The following is a 25,713-nucleotide window of genomic DNA, read 5'->3' on the forward strand; positions in this document are numbered from 1 at the left end:
TTGTATTTCCTGGAGGGTTTTGGGCGCGCCGGCGGAGTAAACCCTGATGAACACGGGAGGGCGGCCGAGATGATGGACAGCAAAACGATCGTTTGTAGGTCAGGAGAGGTTCGGGTATACTACTTTCCCGTCCTGGTTCTTCCATCGTCTTTAAACCTAAACTCTCAGGTTCAGCATGACAACTAATTATATTTTTGTGACCGGCGGGGTCGTATCCTCTCTGGGTAAAGGCATTGCCGCAGCCTCTCTGGCGGCTATTCTTGAAGCCCGTGGCCTCAACGTTACCATCATGAAACTGGACCCGTACATCAACGTGGATCCGGGCACCATGAGCCCGATTCAGCATGGGGAAGTTTTCGTCACCGAAGACGGCGCAGAAACCGATCTGGATTTGGGTCACTACGAGCGCTTCATCCGCACCAAAATGTCGCGTCGCAACAACTTCACCACCGGCCGCATCTACTCCGACGTGCTGCGTAAAGAACGCCGCGGCGACTATCTGGGCGCGACCGTGCAGGTCATTCCGCACATCACCAACGCGATCAAAGAACGCATCATCGAAGGCGGCGAAGGCCACGATGTGGTGCTGGTGGAAATCGGCGGCACCGTCGGCGATATCGAATCGCTGCCGTTCCTCGAAGCCATCCGTCAGATGGCGGTGGAAGTGGGCCGCGAGCACACCCTGTACATGCACCTGACGCTGGTGCCGTACATGGCGGCGGCGGGCGAAGTGAAAACCAAGCCGACCCAGCATTCCGTAAAAGAGCTGCTTTCCATCGGTATTCAGCCTGATGTGCTGATTTGCCGTTCCGACCGCGCGGTTCCTGCTAACGAACGCGCGAAAATCGCGCTTTTCTGCAACGTGCCGGAAAAAGCGGTTATCTCTCTGAAAGACGTTGATTCTATTTATAAAATCCCAGGCCTATTGAAATCTCAGGGGCTGGACGATTATATTTGTAAACGATTCAGCCTGAACGCGCCGGAAGCCAACCTGGCCGAATGGGAACAGGTGATCTACGAAGAAGCCAATCCGGGCGGCGAAGTGACCATCGGTATGGTCGGCAAATACGTTGAGTTGCCGGACGCCTACAAGTCGGTGATCGAAGCGCTGAAGCACGGCGGGCTGAAAAACCGTCTGACCGTGAACATCAAGCTGATCGACTCGCAGGACGTGGAAACCCGCGGCGTGGAAGTGCTGAAAGGGCTGGACGCGATCCTGATCCCGGGCGGCTTCGGCTACCGCGGCGTGGAAGGCAAAGTGATGACCGCACGCTATGCGCGCGAGAACAACATTCCTTACCTGGGCATTTGCCTGGGCATGCAGGTGGCGTTGATGGAGTTCGCTCGCAACGTGGCGGGGATGGAGAACGCCAACTCCACCGAGTTTATGCCAGACTGTAAGTACCCGGTGGTGGCGTTGATCACCGAATGGCGCGATGAAGACGGCAACGTCGAAGTGCGCAGCGAAGAAAGCGATTTGGGCGGCACGATGCGCGTAGGTGGCCAACAGTGCAACCTGAGCGACAACAGCCTGGTGCGTCAGCTGTACGGCGAACCGACCATTGTCGAGCGTCATCGTCACCGTTACGAAGTTAACAACATGCTGTTGAAGCAGATCGAAGCCGCAGGGCTGCGTGTCGCCGGTCGTTCCGCCGACAACAAGCTGGTCGAGATCATTGAACTGCCGAATCACCCGTGGTTTGTGGCCTGTCAATTCCACCCGGAATTTACATCGACGCCGCGTGATGGGCATCCGCTGTTCGCCGGCTTCGTGAAAGCCGCAGGCGAGCATCAGAAGCGCCAGGTGAAATAAAATATTTGGTAGGCGGCGCGCGGTGAGAACCGCGCGCTGTTTGTCTGGAGTTTTAGTTTAACTTGTACTGAGGAAAACCTAATGTCCAAAATCGTTAAAGTCATCGGTCGTGAAATCATCGACTCCCGCGGTAACCCGACTGTTGAAGCCGAAGTTCATCTGGAAGGCGGTTTCGTCGGCCTGGCTGCTGCGCCGTCAGGTGCTTCTACCGGTTCCCGCGAAGCGCTGGAACTGCGTGACGGTGACAAGTCTCGTTTCCTGGGTAAAGGCGTACTGAAAGCCGTTGCTGCAGTAAACGGTCCGATTGCTCAGGCAGTACTGGGTAAAGATGCCAAAGACCAGGCGAACATCGACAAGATCATGATCGAGCTGGACGGCACCGAAAACAAATCCAACTTCGGCGCCAACGCCATTCTGGCGGTTTCCCTGGCAGCAGCGAAAGCGGCCGCAGCCTCTAAAGGCATGCCGCTGTACGAGCACATCGCTGAACTGAACGGCACCCCAGGCAAATTCTCCATGCCACTGCCGATGATGAACATCATCAACGGCGGCGAGCACGCTGACAACAACGTCGACATTCAGGAATTCATGATTCAGCCGGTTGGCGCGAAGACCCTGAAAGAAGCGGTGCGTATCGGTTCCGAAGTGTTCCACCACCTGGCGAAAGTTCTGAAAGCCAAAGGCATGAACACCGCAGTAGGCGACGAAGGCGGCTATGCGCCAAACCTGGGTTCCAACGCCGAAGCGCTGGCCGTTATCGCTGAAGCGGTAAAAGCGGCGGGCTACGAGCTGGGCAAAGACGTCACTCTGGCGATGGACTGCGCGGCTTCCGAATTCTACAAAGACGGTAAATACGTGCTGGCCGGCGAAGGCAACAAAGCCTTCACTTCCGAAGAGTTCACTCACTTCCTGGAAGAGCTGACCAAACAGTACCCAATCGTGTCTATCGAAGACGGCCTGGATGAATCCGACTGGGCGGGCTTCGCTTACCAGACCAAAGTGCTGGGCGACAAAATCCAGCTGGTGGGCGACGATCTGTTCGTGACTAACACCAAGATCCTGAAAGAAGGCATCGAGAAAGGCATCGCTAACTCCATCCTGATCAAGTTCAACCAGATCGGTTCTCTGACCGAAACGCTGGCGGCTATCAAGATGGCGAAAGACGCCGGCTACACTGCAGTGATCTCCCACCGTTCCGGTGAAACCGAAGACGCAACCATCGCCGACCTGGCGGTAGGTACTGCGGCTGGCCAGATCAAAACCGGTTCCATGAGCCGTTCTGACCGCGTTGCCAAGTACAACCAACTGATCCGCATCGAAGAAGCGCTGGGTGACCGTGCGCCGTTCAACGGCCTGAAAGAAGTTAAAGGCCAGTAAGTTCGACCGATTCGGTTGCTAAATAAAAACCCGCCGCGGCGGGTTTTTTTATGGCTGACGTCCCGATGTTAACCCTGTTTTATTTATTAACAATCTCTGCGTTTACCTAATAAATTTATTGTGCAGTTTTCTTGCCGGTTTTTATATTCCGTTTTTATTTGCTTTATAACTATTCGTTACTAGACTGCCAATAAGGCGGCGTTATTTTTTTCTTGCCGTTAAATATCGCCATCATCGTAATGCGTTCTTTCATACTGCCGGGTTTCGGCTGGGGGAGGGCCAGATGCGACAGCGAGTCGTCATTGTCGGCGGTGGAACCGGCGGCACCATGCTAGCCAATCTGCTGGCCGTGAAATTGCACTGGGAAATTCTCAATAATAAAGTTGAGTTATTAATGATTTCGGATTCGCCGCTGCATTATTACAAGCCGGCGTTTATGTATGTTGCATTCAATAATTTTTTCAAGCAGGAGCTCACGCGTTCACAGCGGAGTTTATTGCGGCCGGAAATACAGTTTGTCGTCGATAAAGCGGAATCTTTTGATTTAAAACAGCGGTATATCATTACGCAAAGCGGCAAGCATTATCCGTATGACTTCCTGGTTTTCGCCACCGGCTGCGTGCCCTGGCCGGAGCGCATCGAAGGGTTGGCGCAGGCGGGCGATCATTTCTACCAGTATCAGGCCGCGCGGCGGTTGGCGCATAAGCTGGCGACGATCGAGAAAGGCCGCATTTTCATCACCGTGTCCTTCCCTGAAACGCCTAATGTGCCCCATCAGTGCGGCATCGCGCCGATCGAAACCACCCTGATGCTGGACGACTACCTGCGGCGGCGCGGCGTGCGCAAGGCGGTGGAGATCGTTTATACCTACCCAACCATTTCTCAACTGCTGCGCAACTGTCTGTTTTTACAGCGCCCGACCGGCGAAGCGCTACCCGCCATTTTTGCCGCGCGCGACATTCGCCACCAGCGTGGGTTTACCCTCAGCCGGGTGGACGCTCAGCGCAACATCGCCTATTCCGCCGAGGGGGAAGAACAGCCGTTCGACATTCTGATGGCGACGCCGCCCATCCGTGCAGTGGAGGCGGTGCGCAATACCGGGTTGAGCGAGAGCCAAAACGGCGAAGGCTGGCTGCCGACCGATCATCAAACGCTGCAGGTCTACGGCCAGCAGGGGGTGTATGTCATAGGTGATACCGTGGATTTGCCGGTCAGCAAGGCCGGCGGCTCTTGCCATAATCAGGCGCCGGTCATTGCCGACAACATCGTGGCGGAAATGCGGCTGGGCCAAACCGTGAGCCATTATGACGGCAAGGTGCAGGCGGTCGCGCAAATGGGGCTGAATGCCGGCATGCCGCTGGTGTATGACTACCGTCACGACGTGCTGCCGACGCCCGCCACCAAGGCGGGCGGTATGCTGCGCAACGGGTTCAACCGCGGCCTTTACTGGGCCACGGTAAGGGGACTGATATGACGGAAAGCACGGTGCATGCGGCTGACCTGCAATCATTGGCGGCGTTGCTCGAGAAACTGCAGCCGCTGCTGGCGGGCGGCCGTTTGGATAACGTGGTCGATCTGTTGTCGCTGCTGTCGGACGCGGTGGACATCGCCGACAACGCGCTGGTGGAGAAACTGGCCGGCGTCTTTGAAGGTTTGGTGACCATCGGTTGGGAAGGTGGAACGGCGCTGCAGATGGCGCACAGCGAGCTGCAATTGAATCCTCCGCCGGCCAGTTTTCGCGCGCTGTACGCCTTGCTGAAGCAGCCGGATACTCTGCTGGGGTTGACGCTGCTGCTGCGTACTTTACAAATCATCGGCCAGCGCACGCGAGACAGCGCATTGCCGCCGGCCCTTTCGGATGAATCAAAAAATTAAGCTTCACCCACTCAGGTAAGGAGTTGTGTTATGTCCGCTACAGCAGTTGGCCACGACTTTGCCACCCGGGCTATCCATTACGGCTACGATCCGCAGCGGTATCAGGGGGCACTGTCTCCGCCGGTGTTTATGAGCTCTACGTTTGCTTTCTCCACTGCGGAATACGGCGGCGCCTGCTTTGCCGGCACCGAGCCGGGGTACTTTTACTCGCGCATCGCCAATCCGACGTTAAACCTGCTCGAGCAACGCGTCGCCAACCTGGAGGAGGGGGAGGCGGCGGTGGCGTTCGCTTCCGGCATGGGGGCGATCACCGCCTGTTGCTGGACGCTGCTCAGACCGGGCGATGAGCTGATTGTCGACGAAACCGTGTATGGCTGCACCTTCAGCTACTTTCATCATGGCCTGGCGTGCTTTGGCGTCAAGATAACCCACGTTGATCTGACCCGGCCGGAGCGGCTGGCGGCGGCCATTGGACCGCGTACCCGCCTGGTGTATTGCGAAACGCCGGCCAATCCCAATATGCGTTTGATCGATATCGCCGCCGTGGCGGAGATTGCCCATCGGCATCAGGCGCTGTTGCTGGTGGATAACACCTATTGCACGCCCTATCTGCAGCGGCCTTTGGCGTTAGGTGCCGATATCGTGGTGCACTCGGCGACCAAGTACCTCGGCGGACACGGCGATCTCCTGGCCGGAATAGCGGTGACGCGTCAGGCGTTGGCCGAGGCGATCCGTCTGGAGGGGCTAAAGGACATGACCGGGGCGGTACTGTCGGCGCAGGATGCTGCGCTGGTGCTGCGCGGGATGAAAACCTTGCCGCTGCGCATGGATCGTCATTGCGATAACGCGCAGCGCCTGGCGGAGATGTTGGCGGAGCATCCGGCGGTCGAGCGGGTATATTACCCCGGCCTGGCGAACTTCCCGCAGCATGCGTTGGCGCAGCGGCAAATGGCGCGCCCCGGCGGCATGCTGGCGTTTGAGCTGCGGGGCGGCCTGCGTGCGGGCATTCGTTTCCTCAACGCGCTGCAGCTCATCTTGCGCGCGGTCAGCCTGGGCGATTGCGAAAGCCTGGCGCAGCACCCGGCCAGCATGACGCACTCGGCCTACACGCCGGAAGAGCGGAAACGGCACCACATCAGCGAGGGGCTGGTGCGGTTGTCCGCCGGGCTGGAGGCGTTTGACGATCTGCAGGCGGATATCCTGCAGGCGTTGGCGCAGGCGCAATAAAAAACCCGCCGCAGCGGGTTTTAGCAGAAGCGAGCGTTACATCTGTTGCGTCGCCGCGGTCACCGGCGAACCGCCGCCTTTCTTGTGTACCCACAGCCAGTAAGCCACGGTGAGTAAAGCGATCCACACCAGCCCGACGTACAGCGCGATGCGGCTCTCTTCGAAATAGCCGAGCAGGCCGATGACGAATGCCATAAAGGCGGTCGCCAATGCCGGCGCGACCGGCCACCACGGCACCGGGAAGCTCAACTGGCGCGTTTCTTCCAGCGACAGCGTGCGGCGCATGACGATCTGCGACAGCAGGATCATCAGCCACACCCAGACGGTGGCGAAGGTGGCGATCGAAGCGATGATCATGAAGACCTTCTCCGGGATCAGGTAGTTGAGCACCACCGCCAACAGCAGGGCGACCGACATCACCAGCACCGTCATCCACGGCACGCCGCTGGCGGTCAGTTTGGTGAAGCTGCGCGGCGCCTGGCCGTCCTGCGCCATGCCGTACATCATGCGGCCGGCGCCGAAGATATCGCTGTTGATGGCCGAAATGGCGGCGGTGATCACTACCACGTTCAGCACGTTGGCGGCGGAGCTGATGCCGAGGTTGCTGAAGATCTCAACGAACGGGCTGCCGTTCTGGCCGATGCTGTTCCACGGATAGATAGCCATCAGCACCGTCAGCGTCAGCACGTAAAACAGCAGGATGCGCACCGGCACGGCGTTGATCGCCTTCGGCAGCACTTTGGCGGGGTCTTTCGCCTCGCTGGCGGTAATGCCGATGATCTCGATGCCGCCGAAGGCGAACATCACCACCGCCAATGACGCGACCACGCCGCCGATGCCGTTAGGCATAAAGCCGCCGTGTTGCCACAGGTTGCTGATGCCGGTGGCGTGCTGGGTTTGCCCGAAACCGAACAGCATCACCGCTGCACCGCCGACGATCATCGCCACGATGGCGGCGACCTTGACCAGCGACAGCCAGAACTCCAGCTCGCCGAAGACCTTGACGCTGCACAGGTTGAGCGCGCCGATAAACAGGATGATGCTGAGCACCCAAACCCATTGAGCGACGTCCGGGAACCACAGCCCCATATAGATGCCGAAGGCGGTGACGTCCGCCAGGGCGACGATCACCATTTCGAAGGTGTAGGTCCAGCCGGTGAGGAACCCGGCCAGCGGGCCGAGATAGTGGCTGGCGTAGTGGCCGAACGAGCCGGAAACCGGCTGATGCACCGCCATTTCACCCAGCGCGCGCATCACCATGAATACCGCCGCGCCGCCCACCAGATAGGCCAGCAGCACCGCCGGGCCGGCCAGTTGGATGGCGCCGGCGGAGCCGTAGAACAGGCCGGTGCCGATCGCCGAGCCGAGAGCCATGAAACGGATATGCCGCGCGTTTAGTCCGCGTCTGAGTTGTGTCGTTTCGTTACGCATGTTGTTTCCCGTTAAGTGTTTGCCGAACAGGCACGCGCTGCCCGCACCGGGTGGAACGCACCCGGCGGGGCAGAACAAACTGCGTGATTCAGTGTGTGATGATTATGCCTGGCTAGGCAGCAGCGCCGCAGGCAGCAGCGATGTCAGGTGACCGGCCGCCAAGAGTTGGCTGGCGGCTTCAATGTCGGGGGCGAAGAAACGATCCTTGTCGTAGAAACTGACATGCTCGCGCAGCAGACGGCGCGCCTGCTCCAGACCTTCCGAGGTCTTCAGGCCGTTGCGGAAATCCAGGCCCTGGCAGGCGGCCAGCCATTCGACCGCCAGAATGCCGCGCACGTTGTCCGCCATGCTCCACAGACGGCGACCGGCGGCCGGCGCCATGGAGACGTGGTCTTCCTGGTTGGCGGAGGTCGGGATGCTGTCGACGCTTGACGGATGCGCCAGCGCTTTGTTTTCGCTGGCCAGCGCCGCGGCGGTGACCTGAGCGATCATGAAGCCGGAGTTTACGCCGCCGTTTTCCACCAGGAACGGCGGCAGTTGCGACATGTGTTTGTCCATCATCAGCGAGATGCGGCGCTCGGACAGTGAACCGATTTCGGCGAACGCCAGCGCCAGGTTATCGGCGGCCATCGCCACCGGTTCGGCATGGAAGTTGCCGCCGGACAGCACGTCACCCTGCTCGGCGAACACCAGCGGGTTATCGGAGACGGCGTTGGCTTCTATCTCCAGCACCTCGGCGGCCTGGCGGATCTGCGTCAGGCAGGCGCCCATCACCTGCGGCTGACAGCGCAGGGAGTAAGGATCCTGCACTTTTTCGCAGTTGCGGTGCGAGTCGGAGACTTCGCTGCGCGCGCCGAGCAGGTGGCGGTAGGCGAGGGCGGCGTCGATCTGGCCGCGCTGGCCGCGCACCTCATGGATACGCGCATCGAACGGGCTGCGGGAGCCCAGCGCCGCTTCCACCGTCAGGCTGCCCGCCACGGTCGCGGCGGCGAACAGGTCTTCCGCGTCGAACAGGCCGCGCAGCGCGAAGGCGGCGGAGACCTGGGTGCCGTTCAGCAGCGCCAGGCCCTCTTTCGCTGCCAGCGTCAGCGGTTTCAGACCGGCCTTGGCCAGCGCTTCGGTCGCCGGCAGCCATTGGCCCTGATGACGCGCCTGGCCTTCGCCCAGCAGCACCAGGCTCATGTGCGCCAGCGGCGCCAGGTCGCCGGAGGCGCCGACCGAGCCCTTCAGCGGGATATGCGGATAAACTTCGGCGTTGACCAGCGCGATCAGCGCCTGGATGACTTCCAGACGAATGCCGGAGAAGCCGCGCGACAGGCTGTTGATTTTCAGCACCATGATCAGGCGCACCAGATTGTCGTCGGTGGGCTCGCCCACGCCGGCGGCGTGTGACAGCACGATCGAACGCTGCAGGTTTTCCAAATCGTCGCGGGCGATGCGGGTCGAAGCCAGCAGGCCAAACCCGGTGTTGATGCCGTAAGTGGTGCGGTTTTCTTCAACGATGCGTTCCACGCAGGCCACGCTCTGCTGGATAGGGCCGTAGGCGTTGTCGTCCAGCGTCAGCGTCACCGGGTGTTGATACACGTCGCGTAGCTGGGCCAGCGTCAGTTTGCCTGGGCGAATAGTCAGCGCTTTCATGCTTTTTCTCCTTGGGTCGCGGCAACCATCGGTAGGTTCAGGCCTTGCTCACGGGCGCAGTCGATAGCGATATCGTAACCGGCGTCGGCGTGACGCATGACCCCGGTAGCCGGGTCATTGTGCAGGACGCGGGCAATGCGCTCGGCGGCTTCGTCGGTGCCGTCGCAGACGATCACCATGCCGGAGTGTTGGGAGAAGCCCATGCCGACGCCGCCGCCGTGGTGCAGGGAAACCCAGGTGGCGCCGCTGGCGGTATTCAGCAGCGCGTTCAGCAGCGGCCAGTCGGAAACGGCATCGGAGCCGTCTTTCATCGCTTCGGTTTCACGGTTCGGGCTGGAAACGGAGCCGGAATCCAGATGGTCGCGGCCGATGACGATCGGGGCGGACAGTTCGCCGCGGCGCACCATCTCGTTGAACGCCAGGCCCAGCTTGGCGCGCTGGCCGAGGCCAACCCAGCAGATGCGCGCCGGCAGGCCCTGGAAGCTGATGCGCTCGCGCGCCATGTCCAGCCAGCGGTGCAGGTGCTCGTCATCCGGGATCAGCTCTTTCACCATGGCGTCGGTTTTGTAGATGTCCTGCGGATCGCCGGACAGCGCCGCCCAGCGGAACGGCCCGATGCCGCGGCAGAACAGCGGACGGATGTAGGCCGGCACGAAGCCCGGGAAGTCGAAGGCGTTGTCGACGCCGGTTTCTTTCGCCATCTGGCGAATGTTGTTGCCGTAGTCGAAGGTCGGCACGCCCATCTGCTGGAACGCCAGCATGGCTTTGACGTGATCGGCCATCGATTGCTTGGCGGCGGCGACCACTTTGGCCGGCTCGGTTTGAGCGCGCTGGCGATACTCTTCCCAGCTCCAGCCCTTCGGCAGGTAGCCGTTCAGCGGATCGTGGGCGCTGGTCTGGTCGGTGACCATGTCCGGGCGCACGCCGCGGCGCACCAGCTCAGGCAGGATTTCCGCCGCGTTGCCGCACAGAGCGATGGAGATGGCTTTGCCTTCTGAGGTGTATTTCTTGATGCGGGCCAGCGCGTCGTCCAGATCTTTGGCCTGCTCATCGACGTAGCGGGTTTTCAGACGGAAATCGATGCGGCTCTGCTGACATTCGATGTTCAGCGAGCAGGCGCCCGCCAGCGTCGCGGCCAGCGGCTGCGCGCCGCCCATGCCGCCCAGACCGGCGGTCAGCACCCAGCGCCCCTGCAGGCTGCCGTCGTAGTGCTGGCGGCCCGCTTCGACGAAGGTTTCATAGGTGCCCTGAACGATGCCCTGGCTGCCGATGTAGATCCAGCTGCCGGCGGTCATCTGGCCGTACATCGCCAGGCCTTTGGCGTCCAGCTCGTTGAAGTGTTCCCAGGTTGCCCAGTGCGGCACCAGGTTGGAGTTGGCGATCAGCACGCGCGGCGCGTTGCTGTGGGTTTTGAAGACGCCGACCGGTTTGCCGGACTGCACCAGCAGGGTTTCGTCTTCTTCCAGCGTTTTCAGGGTTTCGACGATCTTGTCGTAGCAATCCCAGTCGCGCGCGGCGCGGCCGATGCCGCCGTACACCACCAGCTCGTGTGGGTTCTCCGCAACTTCAGGATCGAGGTTGTTCATCAGCATGCGTAACGGCGCTTCGGTCAGCCAGCTTTTTGCGTTTAATTGTGTGCCGCGTGGCGCGCGTACATCGACATTGCGAACTTTGTTATTTGTAGTCACAGCATTTTCCTCAAACAGTATCGGTGCAGATTCCATGCCGCGGTGGGGATGAGTACCACGGCATAACAATGCGTAGGGCTTATTAACATATACTTGTATGTACAAGCATATGCAACACTGACCAGTTGCCGCTGAAAAGTGGCATAAGAAAAAGTTATTTTCTTTTTATATCAGGTTGATATGCGATTTTTTATCGCCGGTCTCAGGTACGGAAAGCCGGAGAAAAGTGAGCTGTTCGGCAAAAATGAATTAAAATTGACTCATTTTTGGGCGGCTAGTCACAATATTTTTACAGTCTGATTACAGTTGACGGCGGAGGATAAAAAAGCCCTATCACCGCAGGAAGAAAGCCCGCCGTGGGCGGGCTTGCAAGGGTCAGGCGGCCGGCTGTAGCGTCGGTTTGCGGCTCATCTTGCACACCGTGGCGATGGCGGCGATCAGCGCCGGCACGCACAGGAACATCAGGATGCTCTGCACTTCCCACTGCATGGCCAGCAGTTGGGCGCCCATCATGGTGCCGGCGACGCCGCCGAAGCGGCCGATGCCCTGCATCCAGGCGATGCCGGTGGCGCGGCTGTGGGTCGGGTAGAAGGTCGCCGCCAGCGTTTGCAGCCCGGACTGCGCGCCGTTCATGGTGACGCCCATCAGGAAGATGAAGGCGCCCAGCAGCACGATCTGTTTATCCTCGGTGGCCATCGCCACGATCAGCAGGGCGGTGACGACAAAGCCGCTCGAGACCACTTTGTGCGCATTCCAGCGGTCCATCAACCAGCCGGCCACCAGGATGCCCAGCGTGCCGCCGAAGGTGAACAGCGAGGTGAGCATCGCCGATTGCTCCAACTGATAGCCCAATCCCTGCATCAGGATTGGCATCCAGCTCAGCAACACGTAGTAGATCACCAGCCCCATAAAGTAGGTCAGCCACAGCATCAGCGTGCCGAGCAGGTAAGGGCGGCTGAACAGCAGGCCGACGCTGGTCTTGGTCTGCGCCAGCTTCTCTTCGTACAGATAAAACCGCGTCACGCCGTCGAGGCTCCGGCTGACGAAGCGCTGCGCGATGCGCTTGATCTTCGCCGCATCCTGGCCGCGGTTAACCATATATTTAACCGACTCCGGCAGCAGCAGGATCAGCAGGACAGTCAAGACCAGCGGCGCGATGGCGCCGAGCAGCAGCACGCTGTGCCAGCCGTAGTTCGGGATCAGCCACGATGAAATGGCGCCGCCGCCGGCCGCGCCCAGCGGAAAACCGCAGTACATGGTGTTGATCGCCAGCGAACGGCAGCGCTGCGGCGCGTATTCGGAGATCAAGGTAATAGCGTTGGGCATCGCCGCCCCCAGCCCGAGACCGGTGAGGAAGCGCCACAGCGTCAGGCTGTTGAGCGAACCGGCGTAGGCGGTGGCCAGGCTCGACAGGCCGAAGAACAGGCAGGAAAACACCAGCACGCGCTTGCGGCCGATGCGGTCGGAGATCGGCCCGGCGATCAGTGCGCCGAGCGACAGCCCCAGCAGCGCAGCGCTCAGCACCGGCCCCAGATCCTGCTTCACGATGCCCCAGTCTTTGGCGACCGAGGGGGCGATATAGCCCATGGCGGCGGTATCGAAGCCGTCGATGGCGAGGATCAGAAATCCGAGAATGATCAGTGTCCAGTGAAACAGCGAAAACTTGCTGTCGTCGATGGCCTGTTGAATGTTTAACTCGCTGGTGGAATGAGTCATGGCACCCTCTAAACGCAGATGTAGTCGTGATGGATGGAACGTGGCCGAAACTGGCGCTCGGCTTGTGTTTGCTTGTATATACATCTGCGCGTCGGCGCTTTATGTCAAATATAATTATCTTATTTGTTAACTGCGTGTTGTTTTCTGTGGAGCAGGTTGCACCGCCGATGAAAGGCCAAAGACCGGTTAACAAATTAAATGAACGCCATTGGCGGTGAGATATGCTGACGGCGGCGCGGAGGATAAAATTTAATACAATTTTGGCCGTTTGGTCGCCGGGCCGGAATCTGCGATAATCGCTTTTTACTTTTCCAGATTGAGAAACCGATGCAGTACCCGATCAACGAGATGTTCCAAACCTTGCAGGGCGAAGGCTTTTTCACCGGCGTTCCGGCCATTTTCATCCGCCTGCAGGGCTGCCCGGTAGGGTGCAGCTGGTGCGACACCAAACATACCTGGGAAAAGGAAGCCCATCGAGAAGTCGACCTGCAACGGATCCTGGTCAAAACAGAAGAGAGCGACGCCTGGGGCAATGCCGGCGCCGAGCAGCTGTTGGCGGTGATGCGCCAACAAGGTTACACCGCGCGCCATGTGGTGATCACCGGCGGTGAACCCTGCATCTACGATCTGGCGCCGTTGACCGAGCTGTTCGAACAGCACGGCTACCGTTGCCAGATTGAAACCAGCGGCACCCACGAAATCCGCTGCTCCGCCAACACCTGGGTGACGGTTTCGCCCAAGGTGAATATGCGCGGCGGCATGAAGGTGCTGGATCAGGCGCTGCGGCGCGCCGACGAGGTGAAGCATCCGGTGGCGCGCGAGCGCGATATCGAGGCGCTGGATGCGCTGCTGGCGACGCTGCAGGACGATAAGGCGCGCATTATCGCGCTGCAGCCGATCAGCCAGAAAGAAGAGGCGACCCGCCTGTGCATCGAAACCTGCATTGCGCGCAATTGGCGGTTGTCGATGCAGACCCACAAATATCTGAATATCGCCTGAGTTTTTTATTGGCCGCAGGCCTTCGAACGGGACGGGAGTTACGGTGAAAATTGTATCGCGTGCATTCGAGGCGGTGACGGAAGCGGAATTGCGGTCGATTCGTTCGTTGTTGTCCGACGCTTTCCCCGAGATAACCGACGGATTTTATCGGCGGCAGGTGCCGGCTTGCCTGGTGACCGCCACGGAAGGCGAGGCGATCGTCGGCCAACTGGCGGTGCATGAGCGGCCGGTGTTGATTGACGGTGAGGCCGAGGTGATCGGCATCATCGGGCTGGTGGCCGTGGCACACACGCATCGGCGCCGCGGCGTGGCCGCAAACATGCTGGTGAAGGCGCATGACTATTTGCGCAGTAAAGGGATCGCGTATTCCATACTGTTTGCGGTAAGCGAAAAGTACTATACCGGCGCCGGCTATCGGGCGATGGAAAACGAGACGTCGTTCATTGAGGACGGCGAGAGCAAAACGTTTGTCTATCGAGGGGGAATGGCGTTGAGCCTGTCGGAAAGGCCCTGGACGGCGCGGCGTCTGGATCTGCAAGGCGAGGTAGTGTGAGGGTATCTGCACATACCCTCACGGCATCAACCTTTATATACGCATCCCGCCGTACAGGTCTCTTTCACCATCACCGCAGTCAGTTCCGGTAACTGGGGCTTGAGCTGCTGCCAAATCCAGGCGGCGAGCACTTCGCTGGTGGGATTTTCCAATCCTGGAATATCGTTCAGATAATGGTGATCCAGCCGCTCCCAGATCGGGGAAAACACAGCCTTGAGCTCGGCGAAATCCATCACCCAACCGGTGTGGGGATCCACTTCACCGGTCACTTCCAGACGCACCATAAACGAATGCCCATGCAGACGGCCGCATTTGTGGCCCTCCGGCACATGCGGCAAACGGTGTGCGGCTTCAAACTGAAAATCTTTAAACAGCGTGGTTGCCATTATTACGGCCTCATTGACTCAAAAACCGCCGCATAGTACCGGAAAGCGCGTCTGCTTGCCATTTATACCGTTATGGTCTACCGCCACGGCAAACGCATCCGGTTAACACTTTTTTTGTTTGGTGTCTGCGGCACCTATCGGCTGGGGTTATGAGCCGAAATGTTGAACGGTGAAAAAATGATGAAAAAAAGTGCTTTATTTTCATCTGGATAAAAAACTTTGTTTAACGGTTTAAGCGTTATCCCTTACCAGAAAAACAGCTTAGTCATTTTGGTTATGATTTATTGCTATCCCTTATTTAATCGTTGCTATTCTGCTCGGTAACCTTACAAACTCTCCTGATCTTTTCCGCACACCCGACGCAGCGAAGAGACAGCGACTGACACTGGCGCGCGCCTGGCAGGAAAGGCGCTAAGTATAGGAAATAAGTACAGCAATGACGACTCAGGCTCCTCCAACATCTTTGCTCCCGCTGACGCCCGAACAGCTGGCACGCCTGCAGGCGACGATCGGCGACTATTCGCCGACGCAGCTGGCGTGGCTGTCCGGTTATTTTTGGGGCATGGTCAATCAACAGCCAGGAGCCGTGGCCATTGCGCCCGCCGCCCCTGCCGCCGCCGGCATCACCATCATTTCCGCTTCGCAGACCGGCAATGCGCGCCGCCTGGCGGAGCAGCTGCGCGACGATTTGCTGGCCGCCAATCTGAACGCCACGCTGATCAGCGCCGGCGACTACAAATTCAAACAGATAGCGCAAGAGCGCCTGCTGGTGATCGTCGCCTCCACGCAAGGGGAAGGCGAGCCGGCGGAAGAAGCGGTGGCGCTGCATAAATACCTGTTCTCGAAAAAGGCGCCGAAGCTGAGTGACACCGCGTTTGCGGTGTTCGGGCTGGGCGACACCTCTTATGAGAATTTCTGTCAGTCCGGTAAAGATTTCGACGCCAAGTTGGCCGAACTGGGCGCCGAGCGCCTGGTGGAGCGCGTGGATGCCGACGTGGAGTATCAGGAACTGGCCGCCGCCTGGCGCAAACAGGTGGTGTCGGTGCTGAAGGCGCGCGCGCCGGCGGAAAGCGCCGCGCCGGGCGCGTTGGCCAGCGGCGCGGTCGACCTGATCGACAGCAGCCCGTACAGCAAGGAACAACCGCTCACCGCCCAACTGGCGGTCAAGCAGAAAATTACCGGCCGCGCGTCCGATAAAGACGTGCGCCATATCGAGATCGATTTGGGCGATTCGGGCCTGCGCTACCAGCCTGGCGATGCGCTCGGCGTATGGTTCGACAACGATCCGGCACTGGTGGACGAATTGGTGCAGCTATTGTGGCTGAAAGGCGACGAACCGGTCGAGGTGGAAGGGCAAACCCTGCCGCTGGCGCAGGCGCTGCGCAGCCATTTCGAACTGACGCAGAACACCACGCCGATCGTCGATAAATACGCCGCGCTGTCGCGCGACGAAAAGCTGATCGGTCTGTTGGCGGATAAAGCCGCGCTGCAGCAGTATGCGCACAACACGCCGATCGTCGACATGGTGCGTCAGGCGCCGGCGGATCTGAGCGCCGAACAGCTGGTCGGGCTGCTGCGTCCGCTGACGCCGCGCCTGTACTCCATCGCCTCTTCACAGGCGGAAAATGAGAACGAAGTGCACATCACCGTGGGCGTCGTGCGTTACGACATCGACGGGCGCGCTCGCAGCGGCGGCGCCTCCGGTTTCCTGGCGGACCGCCTGGAGGAGGACGGCGACGTGCGGGTGTTTATCGAGCACAACGACAACTTCCGTCTGCCGGCCAACCCGGAAACGCCGGTGATCATGATCGGCCCGGGCACCGGCATCGCGCCGTTCCGCGCCTTTATGCAGCAGCGCGACGCCGACGGCGCCGGCGGCAAAAACTGGCTGTTCTTCGGCAACCCGCACTTTACCGAAGATTTCCTGTACCAGGTTGAATGGCAGCGCTACGTGAAAGACGGCCTGCTGACCCGCATCGATCTGGCCTGGTCCCGCGACCAGCAACATAAAATATACGTACGAGACAAACTGCGCGAACAGGGCGCGGAAGTGTGGCGCTGGATTCAGGAAGGCGCGCACATTTACGTCTGCGGCGATGCCAATCGCATGGCGAAAGACGTGGAACATACATTACTGGAACTGGTGGCCGAGCACGGTGGCATGGATACCGAGCAGGCGGATGAATTTTTAAGTGAGCTGCGCCTTGAGCGCCGTTATCAGCGAGATGTTTACTGATGAGTGATAAACACCCCGGGCCTTTGGTAGTCGAAGGCAAACTGGCCGATGCGGAGCGCATGAAGAAGGAGAGCAACTTCCTGCGCGGCACCATCGCCGAAGATTTGAACGACGGCCTGACCGGCGGCTTCAACGGCGACAACTTCCTGCTGATCCGTTTTCACGGCATGTACCAGCAGGATGATCGTGACATTCGCGCCGAACGCGCCGAGCAGAAGCTGGAGCCGCGCCACGCCATGATGCTGCGTTGCCGCCTGCCGGGCGGCGTCATCAGCCCGCAGCAGTGGCTGGGCATCGACAAGTTCGCGCAGGAGAGCACGCTGTACGGCAGCATTCGCATCACCAACCGCCAGACGTTCCAGTTTCACGGCATCCTGAAAGGCAACGTCAAACCGGTGCACCAGTTGCTGAATCGCCTGGGGCTGGACGCGCTGGCGACCGCCAACGACGTGAACCGCAACGTGCTGTGCACCTCCAACCCGGTGGAGTCCGAGCTGCATCAGGAAGCCTACGAGTGGGCGAAGAAGATCTCTGAACACCTGCTGCCGCGCACCCGCGCCTATGCAGAGGTGTGGCTGGATCAGGAAAAGGTGGCCACCACCGACGAAGAGCCGATTCTGGGGCCGACCTACCTGCCGCGCAAATTCAAAACCACGGTGGTGATCCCGCCGCAGAACGACGTCGATCTGCACGCCAACGACATGAACTTCGTGGCGATCGCCGAAAACGGCAAGCTGGTGGGTTTCAACCTGCTGGTGGGCGGCGGGCTGTCCATTGAGCACGGCAACAAGAAAACCTACGCGCGTCAGGCCAGCGAGTTCGGCTACATTCCGCTCGAGCATACGCTGGCGGTGGCGGAAGCGGTGGTCACCACGCAGCGCGACTGGGGCAACCGCACCGACCGCAAGAACGCCAAGACCAAATACACGCTGGAGCGCGTCGGGGTGGACGTTTTCCGCGCCGAAGTGGAAAAGCGCGCCGGCATCACCTTCGCGCCGATCCGCCCATATGAATTCACCGGCCGCGGCGATCGCATCGGTTGGGTGAAGGGCATCGACGATCAGTGGCATCTGACGCTGTTTATCGAGAACGGCCGCCTGCTGGACTATCCGGGGCGCCCGCTGAAGACCGGCATGGCGGAGATCGCCAAGATCCATAAAGGCGACTTCCGTCTGACGGCGAACCAAAACGTGATCATCGCCGGCGTGCCGGAAAGCGAGAAGGCCAAGATCGACGCCTTGGCGCGCGATCATGGCCTGATCGACGACCAGATCAGCGAGCAACGCAAGAACTCGATGGCCTGTGTGTCGTTCCCGACCTGCCCGCTGGCGATGGCGGAGGCCGAGCGCTTCCTGCCGCAGTTCGTCACCAAGGTTGAGGAGATCATGCATCGGCACGGGATGGGCGACGAGCATATCGTGCTGCGCATCACCGGCTGCCCGAACGGCTGCGGCCGCGCGCTGCTGGCGGAGCTGGGGCTGGTGGGCAAGGCGGTCGGCCGCTATAACCTGCATTTGGGCGGCAACCGCGAAGGCACGCGCATTCCGCGCATGTACCGCGAAAACATCAACGAAGACGAGATCCTGAGCGAGATCGACCTGTTGGTGGGGCGCTGGGCGAAGGAGCGCAACGCCGGCGAAGGCTTCGGCGACTTCACCGTTCGCGCGGGCATCGTCAAACCGGTGCTGGATCCGGCGCGAGATTTCTGGGAGTGAGGCCGGGCGGCCCCTGGGCAGAGGGGCCGCACAGGTAATTTCAAGTATCAGGAGAGACAACATGGCTGAATTCGATCTGGCGGCGCTAAACGCGTTGCCCAAATCCGGGCAGGCGCTGGCATTGGCGGTGGTCAACGGCCAGCTGGAGAGCCTCAGCGCCGAACAGCGCGTCGAATGGGCGCTGGAGCATCTGCCCGGCGAGTTTGTACTCTCGTCCAGTTTCGGCATTCAGGCGGCGGTATGTCTGCACCTGGTGACGCGCATCCGGCCGGATATCCCGGTGATCCTGACCGACACCGGTTATCTGTTCCCGGAAACCTATCGCTTTATCGATCAACTGACCGACCAGCTGAAGCTGAATCTGCAGGTGTTCCGCGCGGAGCAGTCTCCCGCCTGGCAAGAGGCGCGCTATGGCAAGCTGTGGGAGCTGGGCGTGGAAGGGATTGAAAAATACAACCAGATCAACAAGGTCGAGCCGATGAACCGCGCGCTGGAGACGCTGGGCGCGCAGAGCTGGTTCGCCGGCCTGCGGCGCGAACAGTCCGGCAGCCGCGCCAATCTGCCGGTGCTGGCGGTGCAGCGTGGGGTGTTCAAGATCCTGCCGATCATCGACTGGGACAACCGCAAGATTTACCAGTATTTGACCGAACACGGGCTGAGCTACCACCCGTTGTGGGAGCAGGGTTACCTGTCGGTCGGCGATACCCACACCACCCAGAAGTGGGAGCCGGGCATGAGCGAGGAAGAGACGCGTTTCTTCGGCCTGAAGCGCGAGTGCGGCCTGCACGAAGGCTAAACGACGCGAATGACATCACAGGGCTCAGCAATGCTGGGCCCTGTTTTTTTGCGGGCTACTTTTTCTTTTGCGCTTTCGGCGGGTGCGCCTGCGCCAGCTCTTTGATCAAGGGCAGCAGGATCTGCACGCTGTCGCGGCTGCGTTTGTCGATCCGCCCCGGCAGGTAGCGATCCAGATACTGCAGGTTGTCGTACTGCGGGCGGTGCCAGGTGATGCCCTGCGGGAAGTGCGGGCTGACGGCGCGCTGCTGGTAACCGTCCTTGTCGCCCAGCGACCAGTTGGTGGCCTCCACTGACAATACCGGGATGCCTGCGGCGTCGAACACCTCTTGATCGGAACAGCAGCCGGTGCCTTGCGGATGCTGCGCGTTGCCTGGGTTGGTGGCGGCGGCGATGCCGTAGCGGTGGGCGATATCCAGTGCGCGATCGCGGGAGCGCTTCGCTATCTGCGGCGGCGTGTTGCGCCCGGCGTTGAAGTACAGACGATCGCCGGTGATCAGGCTGTCGAGGTTGATCACCAGCACGGTGTTGCTTTTCTCTTCCGCGCTCATGCGCTGCAGGTAGTTCTGCGCGCCCAGCGAACCGATCTCTTCAGCGCTGGTGGCGACGAAGCGCAGGCCGTAGGCGGTGGGGATATCCTTCAGGCGTTCCGCCAGCTCCAGCATCACGCCGATGCCGGAGGCGTTGTCGTCGACGCCCTGCAGCGTCAGGCCGCCGAGATTGTTATCCAGATCCTCGTCGCTCTGCGGCGTATAGGTGTCGAAGTGGGCGAAGATCACGACCTGTTTCGGGCTGTTGCCGTTGCGGGCGGCGATCACCGAGCTGGCGGTGACGTTATTCCAGTTCTTCTTGCCGTCTTTGCTGGTGTAGAGATAGCGCGTATTGACGCTGCGAATATCGCTTTGGTAACCCATCTTGCCGAACTGCTGCTTGAGATAGTCGGCGGTGAGCAATTCTGCCGGGCTGCCCGCCATGCGGCCGGGGAAGTAAGTGGCGATGTGGCGGGTCTGTTCGGCGGCGAAACGGCCCATTGGCGCGTCTTTTACGGGCTGTGCGGCACACACGCTGAAGACGCCGCCGAGTGCGAGGGCCAGCAGGCTGGTCTTCAGGTAAAAACGGGAAAACATACCGAAAAATCCTTCTTTGCTATCGGCGCTGCCGATCATTTTTCTTCGGCGCCCAGTATGAGACGACGGGCGGCATTACACAATTTCCCTGTCTCTTAATTTTCGCGCGAACGCGCAAATTGCCGTCGCGATGAGCATGGTTTGCCTCCTGCGCTGCGGCCTATATTCCATAAAGGAACTAATCATTCCTTTTCGTCATTTCAGAGGCTAAATCTCAGCCCGTATAGTCACACTATCTTTCTGTTATATGAAAAGGCTGTTGTGGACTATCTACCAATATTCGCCGACCTGAAACAACGTCCGGTGCTGATCGTTGGCGGTGGTGACGTGGCGGCGCGCAAAGTCTCCCTGCTTCAGCGCGCCGGGGCTGAAATACGGATAGTTGCGCAGTCGCTCTCACCGGAACTGGAACAACAACGTCAGCAAGGGCGGGTGCTCTGGCTGGGGAAAACCTTTGATCCGCAGCAGCTGGACGACGTGTTTCTGGCGATCGCCGCCACGGACGACAATGCGCTGAACGCCGCGGTGTTCGCCGAGGCGGATAAACGCCGGGTGCTGGCCAACGTGGTGGACGATCAGCCGCGCTGTTCGTTCATCTTCCCGTCGATCATCGATCGCTCGCCGCTGGTGGTGGCCGTATCGTCCAGCGGCCAGGCGCCGGTGCTGGCGCGGTTGCTGCGCGAAAAGCTGGAGGCGTTGCTGCCCGCCAGTTTGGGGCTGATGGCGCAGGTGGCGGGCCGCTGGCGCGGCCAGGTCAAACAGCGGTTGGCTTCGATCGGCGAACGTCGCCGTTTCTGGGAAAACACCTTCGGCGGCCGTTTCGCCACGCTGGTGGCCAACGGCCAGACGGCGCAGGCGGAACGCCAGCTGGAGCAGGATTTACACCGCTTCGCCACAGGCGATGAGGGCGCCCAGGGCGAGATAGCGTTGGTGGGCGCCGGGCCGGGCGATGTGGGGCTGTTGACCCTGCGCGGGCTGCAGGTGATGCAGCAGGCGGACGTGGTGCTGTATGACCATCTGGTCAGCGGCGAAATCCTCGATCTGGTGCGCCGCGACGCCGAGCGCATCTGCGTGGGCAAGCGCGCCGGCGCGCACTCAGTGATCCAGGAAGAGACCAATAGGCTGCTGGTGGAGCTAGCGCAGCAGGGCAAACGGGTGGTGCGCCTCAAGGGGGGCGATCCGTTCATCTTTGGCCGCGGCGGCGAAGAGCTGCAGGTGGCCGCCGCCGCCGGCATTCCGTTCCAGGTGGTGCCGGGCGTCACGGCCGCCGCGGGGGCGACCGCCTACGCAGGCATTCCGCTGACGCACCGCGACCACGCGCAGAGCGTGACCTTTATCACCGGCCACTGCCGCCCCGACGGCGATGGCCTGGACTGGGCCGATCTGGCCCGGGCGCGGCAGACGCTGGCTATCTACATGGGCACCATGAAGGCGGCGGACATCAGCCAGCGCCTGATCGCCCACGGTCGCGACGCCTCGACGCCGGTGGCGGTGATCAGCCGCGGCACGCGCGCCGATCAGCAGGTTCAGATCGGCACGCTGGAACAACTGGAATATCTGGCCCAACGGGCGCCGTTGCCGGCGCTGCTGGTGATCGGCGAAGTGGTGGAACTGCACCACCAAATCGCCTGGTTCGGGCATCAATCGCAGACGGAAGGGGCCGCGCGCCCGGCCGTCGTGAATTTGGCATAGGCAAGGCTTTTAAGGACCTGTTATGGACGAAAAACGACTCACTCATTTGCGGCAATTGGAGGCGGAGAGTATCCATATCATCCGTGAAGTCGCCGCTGAATTCGCCAACCCGGTGATGCTGTATTCCATCGGCAAAGACTCTTCCGTGATGCTGCATCTGGCGCGTAAGGCGTTCTTCCCCGGCACGCTGCCATTCCCGCTGCTGCACGTCGATACCGGCTGGAAATTCCGCGAAATGTACGAATTCCGCGATCGCACCGCGAAGGAGTACGGCTTCGAGCTGCTGGTGCATAAAAACCCTGAAGGGGTGGCGATGGGCATCAACCCGTTCGTGCACGGCAGCGCCAAGCATACCGACATCATGAAAACCGAGGGCCTGAAGCAGGCGTTGAACAAGTACGGTTTCGACGCCGCCTTCGGCGGTGCGCGGCGCGACGAGGAGAAATCGCGCGCCAAAGAGCGCATCTATTCGTTCCGCGATCGCTTCCACCGCTGGGATCCGAAAAACCAGCGGCCGGAGCTGTGGCACAACTACAACGGCCAGATCAACAAAGGGGAGAGCATCCGCGTCTTCCCGCTGTCGAACTGGACCGAGCTGGATATCTGGCAGTATATCTTCCTGGAAAACATCGACATCGTGCCGCTGTATCTGGCGAAACCGCGCCCGGTGGTGGAGCGCGACGGCATGCTGATGATGGTGGACGACGATCGCATCGATCTGCAGCCGGGTGAAGTGATCAGCCAGCGCATGGTGCGTTTCCGCACCCTGGGGTGCTGGCCGCTGACCGGCGCGGTGGACTCGCAGGCGCAAACCCTGCCGGAGATCATCGAAGAAATGCTGGTCTCCACCACCAGTGAACGCCAGGGGCGGATGATCGATCGCGATCAGTCCGGCTCGATGGAGCTGAAAAAGCGTCAAGGGTATTTCTAAGGAGCCGCCGGATGAATAACGCAATTGCACAACAAATCGCTGACCAGGGCGGCGTCGAGTCTTATCTGCACGCGCAGCAGCACAAGAGCCTGCTGCGCTTTCTGACCTGCGGCAGCGTCGACGACGGCAAAAGCACCCTGATCGGCCGCCTGCTGCACGATACCCGCCAGATCTACGAGGATCAGCTGTCGACGCTGCACAGCGACAGCAAACGCATCGGCACCCAGGGCGAGAAGCTCGATCTGGCGCTGCTGGTGGACGGTCTGCAGGCCGAGCGCGAGCAGGGCATCACCATCGATGTGGCCTATCGCTACTTCTCGACCGAAAAACGCAAGTTTATCATCGCCGATACCCCGGGGCATGAGCAGTACACCCGCAACATGGCCACCGGTGCCTCCACCTGCGATCTGGCGATCCTGTTGATCGACGCGCGTAAAGGGGTGCTGGATCAGACTCGCCGCCACAGCTTTATCGCGACCCTGCTGGGCATTCGCCATCTGGTGGTCGCGGTAAACAAAATGGATCTGGTGGACTATCAGGAAGCGGTGTTCGAGCAGTTCAAACAGGATTACCTGACCTTTGCCCAGCAGCTGCCAGGCGATCTGGACATCAAGTTTGTGCCGCTGTCGGCGTTGGACGGCGACAACGTGGCGAGCGAAAGCGCCCATATGCCGTGGTACAGCGGCCCGACCCTGCTGGAAGTGCTGGAGAGCGTTGACGTGGTCAGCGAGCGAGAAAACCAGCCGCTGCGCTTCCCGGTGCAGTACGTCAACCGCCCGAACCTCGATTTTCGCGGCTATGCCGGCACGCTGTCCGCCGGCGTGGTGCGGGTGGGGCAACGCATCAAAGTGCTGCCTTCCGGCGTGGAGTCCAGCGTGGCGCGCATCGTGACCTTCGACGGCGATCTGCCAGAGGCGGTGCCGGGCGAAGCGATTACGCTGGTGCTGAAGGATGAAGTAGACATCAGCCGGGGGGATCTGCTGGTCGACGCCGGCGAAAGTCTGCAGGCGGCGCAGAGCGCGCTGGTAGACGTGGTATGGATGGCCGAGCAGCCGCTGGTGCCGGGCCAGAGCTACGACATCAAGATCGCCGGTAAAAAGACCCGCGCACGCGTGGAGAGCATCCGCCATCAGGTGGAGATCAATACGCTGGCGCAGCATCCGGCCGACACGTTGCCGCTCAACGGCATCGGCCTGGTGGAACTGACCTTCGACGAGCCGCTGATGCTGGACAGCTATCAGAGCAATCACGACACCGGCGGGCTGATCTTCATCGATCGCATGAGCAACGTGACGGTTGGCGCCGGTCTGGTGCGTGAAACGCTGCAGGCCGCATCGGCGGCGCGCGGCGAATTCAGCGCCTTCGAGCTGGAGCTGAATGCGCTGGTGCGCAAGCACTTCCCGCACTGGGGCGCGCGCGATCTGCTCGGTGGCCGATAAGGTGGCCGTTGAACTGAGGGCGACCGGGCCGGACGACGAAAATGTGGTTTGGCATCCGCACGCGGTGACGCGCGCGGATCGCGAAGCGCGCAACGGCCATCGCGGCGCGGTGCTGTGGTTTACCGGGCTGTCCGGCTCGGGCAAATCCACCGTCGCCGGCGCGCTGGAGCAGGCGCTGCATGGGCTCGGCGTCAGCACCTACCTGCTGGACGGCGATAACGTGCGCCACGGCCTGTGCCGCGATCTCGGCTTCTCCCACGAGGATCGGCGCGAGAACATTCGCCGGGTGGGGGAAGTGGCCAAGCTGATGGTGGACGCCGGGCTGGTGGTGCTGACCGCGTTCATTTCGCCGCACCGCGCCGAACGACAGATGGTGCGTGAGATGCTCGGCGACGATCGCTTTATCGAGGTGTTTGTCGATACGCCGTTGGCGATCTGCGAGGCGCGCGATCCGAAGGGATTGTATAAGAAAGCGCGCGCCGGCGAGCTGCGCAATTTCACCGGTATCGACGCGGTTTACGAGGCGCCGCAGCAGCCGGAAATCCACCTTGATGGCCAACAATTGGTAACAAATTTGATTGCGCAATTGTTAGACGTGTTGCGTGGTCAGGCTATTATCAAACCCTGAATTCAAAAAAAGCGTGTGGCGTTTTTCGCCATGCGCTTTTTACTCTAAGCCGCCGCAGAGCGAGCCGAATAACCAGGGATCACTATGCAAAATGTCACGCCTATCTTGATCGACTCCAAGCAGTCAAAACAGGAGAAAGAGGAGCCTTCTTATTCTTTCCTGGGCGGCGTCAGCGGCTTTGTTTTCTACTGGCTGGCGTTCGCGTTGCCGTTTTTGGTTTACGGTTCCAATACGCTGTTTTTCCTGCTTTATACCTGGCCATTCTTCCTGGCGCTGATGCCGCTGTCGGTGCTGATCGGCATCACCCTCAGCATGCTGCTGCGCGGCCGTCTGATCTTGACGCTGCTGCTGACCGGCGCCGTTGTGCTGTGCCTGTTCTGGCTGGTGTTCAGCTTCCTGACCGGGTGGTGAGAGAGTGGGCGCCGATGCCGGCGCCCACAGGATTGC

At 60.6% G+C, this 25,713-nt stretch carries 21 protein-coding genes; 15 read left to right on the top strand and 6 right to left on the bottom strand.

The window, feature by feature from the left end; translation table 11 throughout:
* Positions 1-175 precede the first annotated feature (175 nt).
* From pyrG to ACJ8IP_RS16205, 5 genes are all read left to right on the top strand, one after another.
* Positions 176-1,813 (top strand): glutamine hydrolyzing CTP synthase, encoded by a 1,638-nt coding sequence (gene pyrG / locus ACJ8IP_RS16185; RefSeq protein WP_004932674.1) that lies wholly within the window; start codon positions 176-178, stop codon positions 1,811-1,813.
* An 81-nt stretch (positions 1,814-1,894) separates the two neighbouring features.
* The gene (eno, locus tag ACJ8IP_RS16190) at positions 1,895-3,190 is read left to right on the top strand and encodes a phosphopyruvate hydratase (RefSeq protein ID WP_004932670.1); all 1,296 of its coding nucleotides are present in this window, start codon (positions 1,895-1,897) and stop codon (positions 3,188-3,190) included.
* Positions 3,191-3,473: 283 nt separating this feature from the next.
* Positions 3,474-4,664, top strand: coding sequence for an NAD(P)/FAD-dependent oxidoreductase (locus ACJ8IP_RS16195; protein WP_042783697.1), 1,191 nt, complete (start codon positions 3,474-3,476; stop codon positions 4,662-4,664).
* Positions 4,661-5,065, top strand: coding sequence for a hypothetical protein (locus ACJ8IP_RS16200; RefSeq protein ID WP_080280870.1), 405 nt, complete (start codon positions 4,661-4,663; stop codon positions 5,063-5,065). The genes ACJ8IP_RS16195 and ACJ8IP_RS16200 overlap by 4 nt, the downstream gene beginning before the upstream one ends.
* 30 nt (positions 5,066-5,095) lie before the next feature.
* The gene (locus ACJ8IP_RS16205; protein ID WP_164106933.1) at positions 5,096-6,292 is read left to right on the top strand and encodes a methionine gamma-lyase; all 1,197 of its coding nucleotides are present in this window, start codon (positions 5,096-5,098) and stop codon (positions 6,290-6,292) included.
* A gap of 36 nt (positions 6,293-6,328) precedes the next feature.
* On the opposite strand, the gene ACJ8IP_RS16210 is transcribed toward ACJ8IP_RS16205, so the two are convergent.
* The 4 genes from ACJ8IP_RS16210 to ACJ8IP_RS16225 all read right to left on the bottom strand — a co-directional run bounded on the left by ACJ8IP_RS16210 (position 6,329) and on the right by ACJ8IP_RS16225 (position 12,765).
* A complete protein-coding gene (locus ACJ8IP_RS16210; RefSeq protein ID WP_164106932.1) occupies positions 6,329-7,723 on the bottom strand; it encodes an amino acid permease in 1,395 nt (464 codons plus the stop codon).
* Positions 7,724-7,825: 102 nt separating this feature from the next.
* Positions 7,826-9,361, bottom strand: a complete 1,536-nt coding sequence (gene hutH, locus ACJ8IP_RS16215) for a histidine ammonia-lyase (RefSeq protein ID WP_025301604.1) — start codon at positions 9,359-9,361, stop codon at positions 7,826-7,828.
* Positions 9,358-11,049, bottom strand: a complete 1,692-nt coding sequence (gene hutU / locus ACJ8IP_RS16220) for a urocanate hydratase (protein WP_025159649.1) — start codon at positions 11,047-11,049, stop codon at positions 9,358-9,360. The genes hutH and hutU overlap by 4 nt, the downstream gene beginning before the upstream one ends.
* A 375-nt stretch (positions 11,050-11,424) precedes the next feature.
* Entirely contained in the window at positions 11,425-12,765 is a 1,341-nt protein-coding gene (locus tag ACJ8IP_RS16225; RefSeq protein WP_033641877.1) for an MFS transporter, read from the bottom strand.
* Positions 12,766-13,092: 327 nt separating this feature from the next.
* Here ACJ8IP_RS16225 and queE point away from each other — a divergent pair, with 327 nt between their 5' ends.
* Both queE and ACJ8IP_RS16235 read left to right on the top strand, forming a co-directional pair.
* Positions 13,093-13,764: a 7-carboxy-7-deazaguanine synthase QueE gene (gene queE / locus ACJ8IP_RS16230; RefSeq protein ID WP_033641878.1), complete on the top strand. Its 672-nt coding sequence runs from the start codon at positions 13,093-13,095 to the stop codon at positions 13,762-13,764.
* A 43-nt stretch (positions 13,765-13,807) separates the two neighbouring features.
* Positions 13,808-14,317 (top strand): GNAT family N-acetyltransferase, encoded by a 510-nt coding sequence (locus ACJ8IP_RS16235; RefSeq protein WP_164057573.1) that lies wholly within the window; start codon positions 13,808-13,810, stop codon positions 14,315-14,317.
* A 26-nt stretch (positions 14,318-14,343) separates the two neighbouring features.
* Here the strand turns inward: ACJ8IP_RS16235 and queD are convergent, their stop codons facing one another.
* A complete protein-coding gene (gene queD, locus ACJ8IP_RS16240; protein ID WP_004932638.1) occupies positions 14,344-14,703 on the bottom strand; it encodes a 6-carboxytetrahydropterin synthase QueD in 360 nt (119 codons plus the stop codon).
* A 436-nt stretch (positions 14,704-15,139) separates the two neighbouring features.
* On the opposite strand from queD, the gene cysJ reads away from it, so the two are divergent.
* From cysJ to ACJ8IP_RS16255, 3 genes are all read left to right on the top strand, one after another.
* Positions 15,140-16,939, top strand: coding sequence for an NADPH-dependent assimilatory sulfite reductase flavoprotein subunit (cysJ, locus tag ACJ8IP_RS16245; RefSeq protein WP_442524452.1), 1,800 nt, complete (start codon positions 15,140-15,142; stop codon positions 16,937-16,939).
* Complete coding sequence (gene cysI, locus ACJ8IP_RS16250; protein ID WP_033641880.1) at positions 16,939-18,654, top strand: assimilatory sulfite reductase (NADPH) hemoprotein subunit; 1,716 nt, start codon at positions 16,939-16,941, stop codon at positions 18,652-18,654. The genes cysJ and cysI overlap by 1 nt, the downstream gene beginning before the upstream one ends.
* Before the next feature lie 61 nt (positions 18,655-18,715).
* Positions 18,716-19,450: a phosphoadenylyl-sulfate reductase gene (locus tag ACJ8IP_RS16255; protein WP_164106931.1), complete on the top strand. Its 735-nt coding sequence runs from the start codon at positions 18,716-18,718 to the stop codon at positions 19,448-19,450.
* Positions 19,451-19,505: 55 nt separating this feature from the next.
* Here the strand turns inward: ACJ8IP_RS16255 and ACJ8IP_RS16260 are convergent, their stop codons facing one another.
* Positions 19,506-20,576: an aminopeptidase gene (locus tag ACJ8IP_RS16260; RefSeq protein WP_164106930.1), complete on the bottom strand. Its 1,071-nt coding sequence runs from the start codon at positions 20,574-20,576 to the stop codon at positions 19,506-19,508.
* A gap of 261 nt (positions 20,577-20,837) precedes the next feature.
* Here ACJ8IP_RS16260 and cysG point away from each other — a divergent pair, with 261 nt between their 5' ends.
* From cysG to ACJ8IP_RS16285, 5 genes are all read left to right on the top strand, one after another.
* Entirely contained in the window at positions 20,838-22,268 is a 1,431-nt protein-coding gene (cysG, locus tag ACJ8IP_RS16265; RefSeq protein WP_164106929.1) for a siroheme synthase CysG, read from the top strand.
* A gap of 22 nt (positions 22,269-22,290) precedes the next feature.
* Positions 22,291-23,199 carry a sulfate adenylyltransferase subunit CysD gene (cysD, locus tag ACJ8IP_RS16270; protein ID WP_033641883.1) on the top strand — a complete coding sequence of 303 codons (909 nt, stop codon included), beginning with the start codon at positions 22,291-22,293 and terminating at the stop codon, positions 23,197-23,199.
* 11 nt (positions 23,200-23,210) lie between these two features.
* A complete protein-coding gene (cysN, locus tag ACJ8IP_RS16275) occupies positions 23,211-24,638 on the top strand; it encodes a sulfate adenylyltransferase subunit CysN (RefSeq protein WP_164106928.1) in 1,428 nt (475 codons plus the stop codon).
* On the top strand, positions 24,577-25,266 hold the full coding sequence (gene cysC, locus ACJ8IP_RS16280; protein WP_164106927.1) for an adenylyl-sulfate kinase: 690 nt from the start codon (positions 24,577-24,579) through the stop codon (positions 25,264-25,266). The genes cysN and cysC overlap by 62 nt, the downstream gene beginning before the upstream one ends.
* A gap of 84 nt (positions 25,267-25,350) precedes the next feature.
* Entirely contained in the window at positions 25,351-25,677 is a 327-nt protein-coding gene (locus tag ACJ8IP_RS16285; protein WP_033641885.1) for a DUF3561 family protein, read from the top strand.
* Positions 25,678-25,713 lie beyond the last annotated feature (36 nt).

Origin of the sequence: Serratia sp. CY52157 (assembly GCF_052168495.1) — a bacterium.
GTDB classification, from domain to species: Bacteria; Pseudomonadota; Gammaproteobacteria; order Enterobacterales; family Enterobacteriaceae; genus Serratia; species Serratia ureilytica.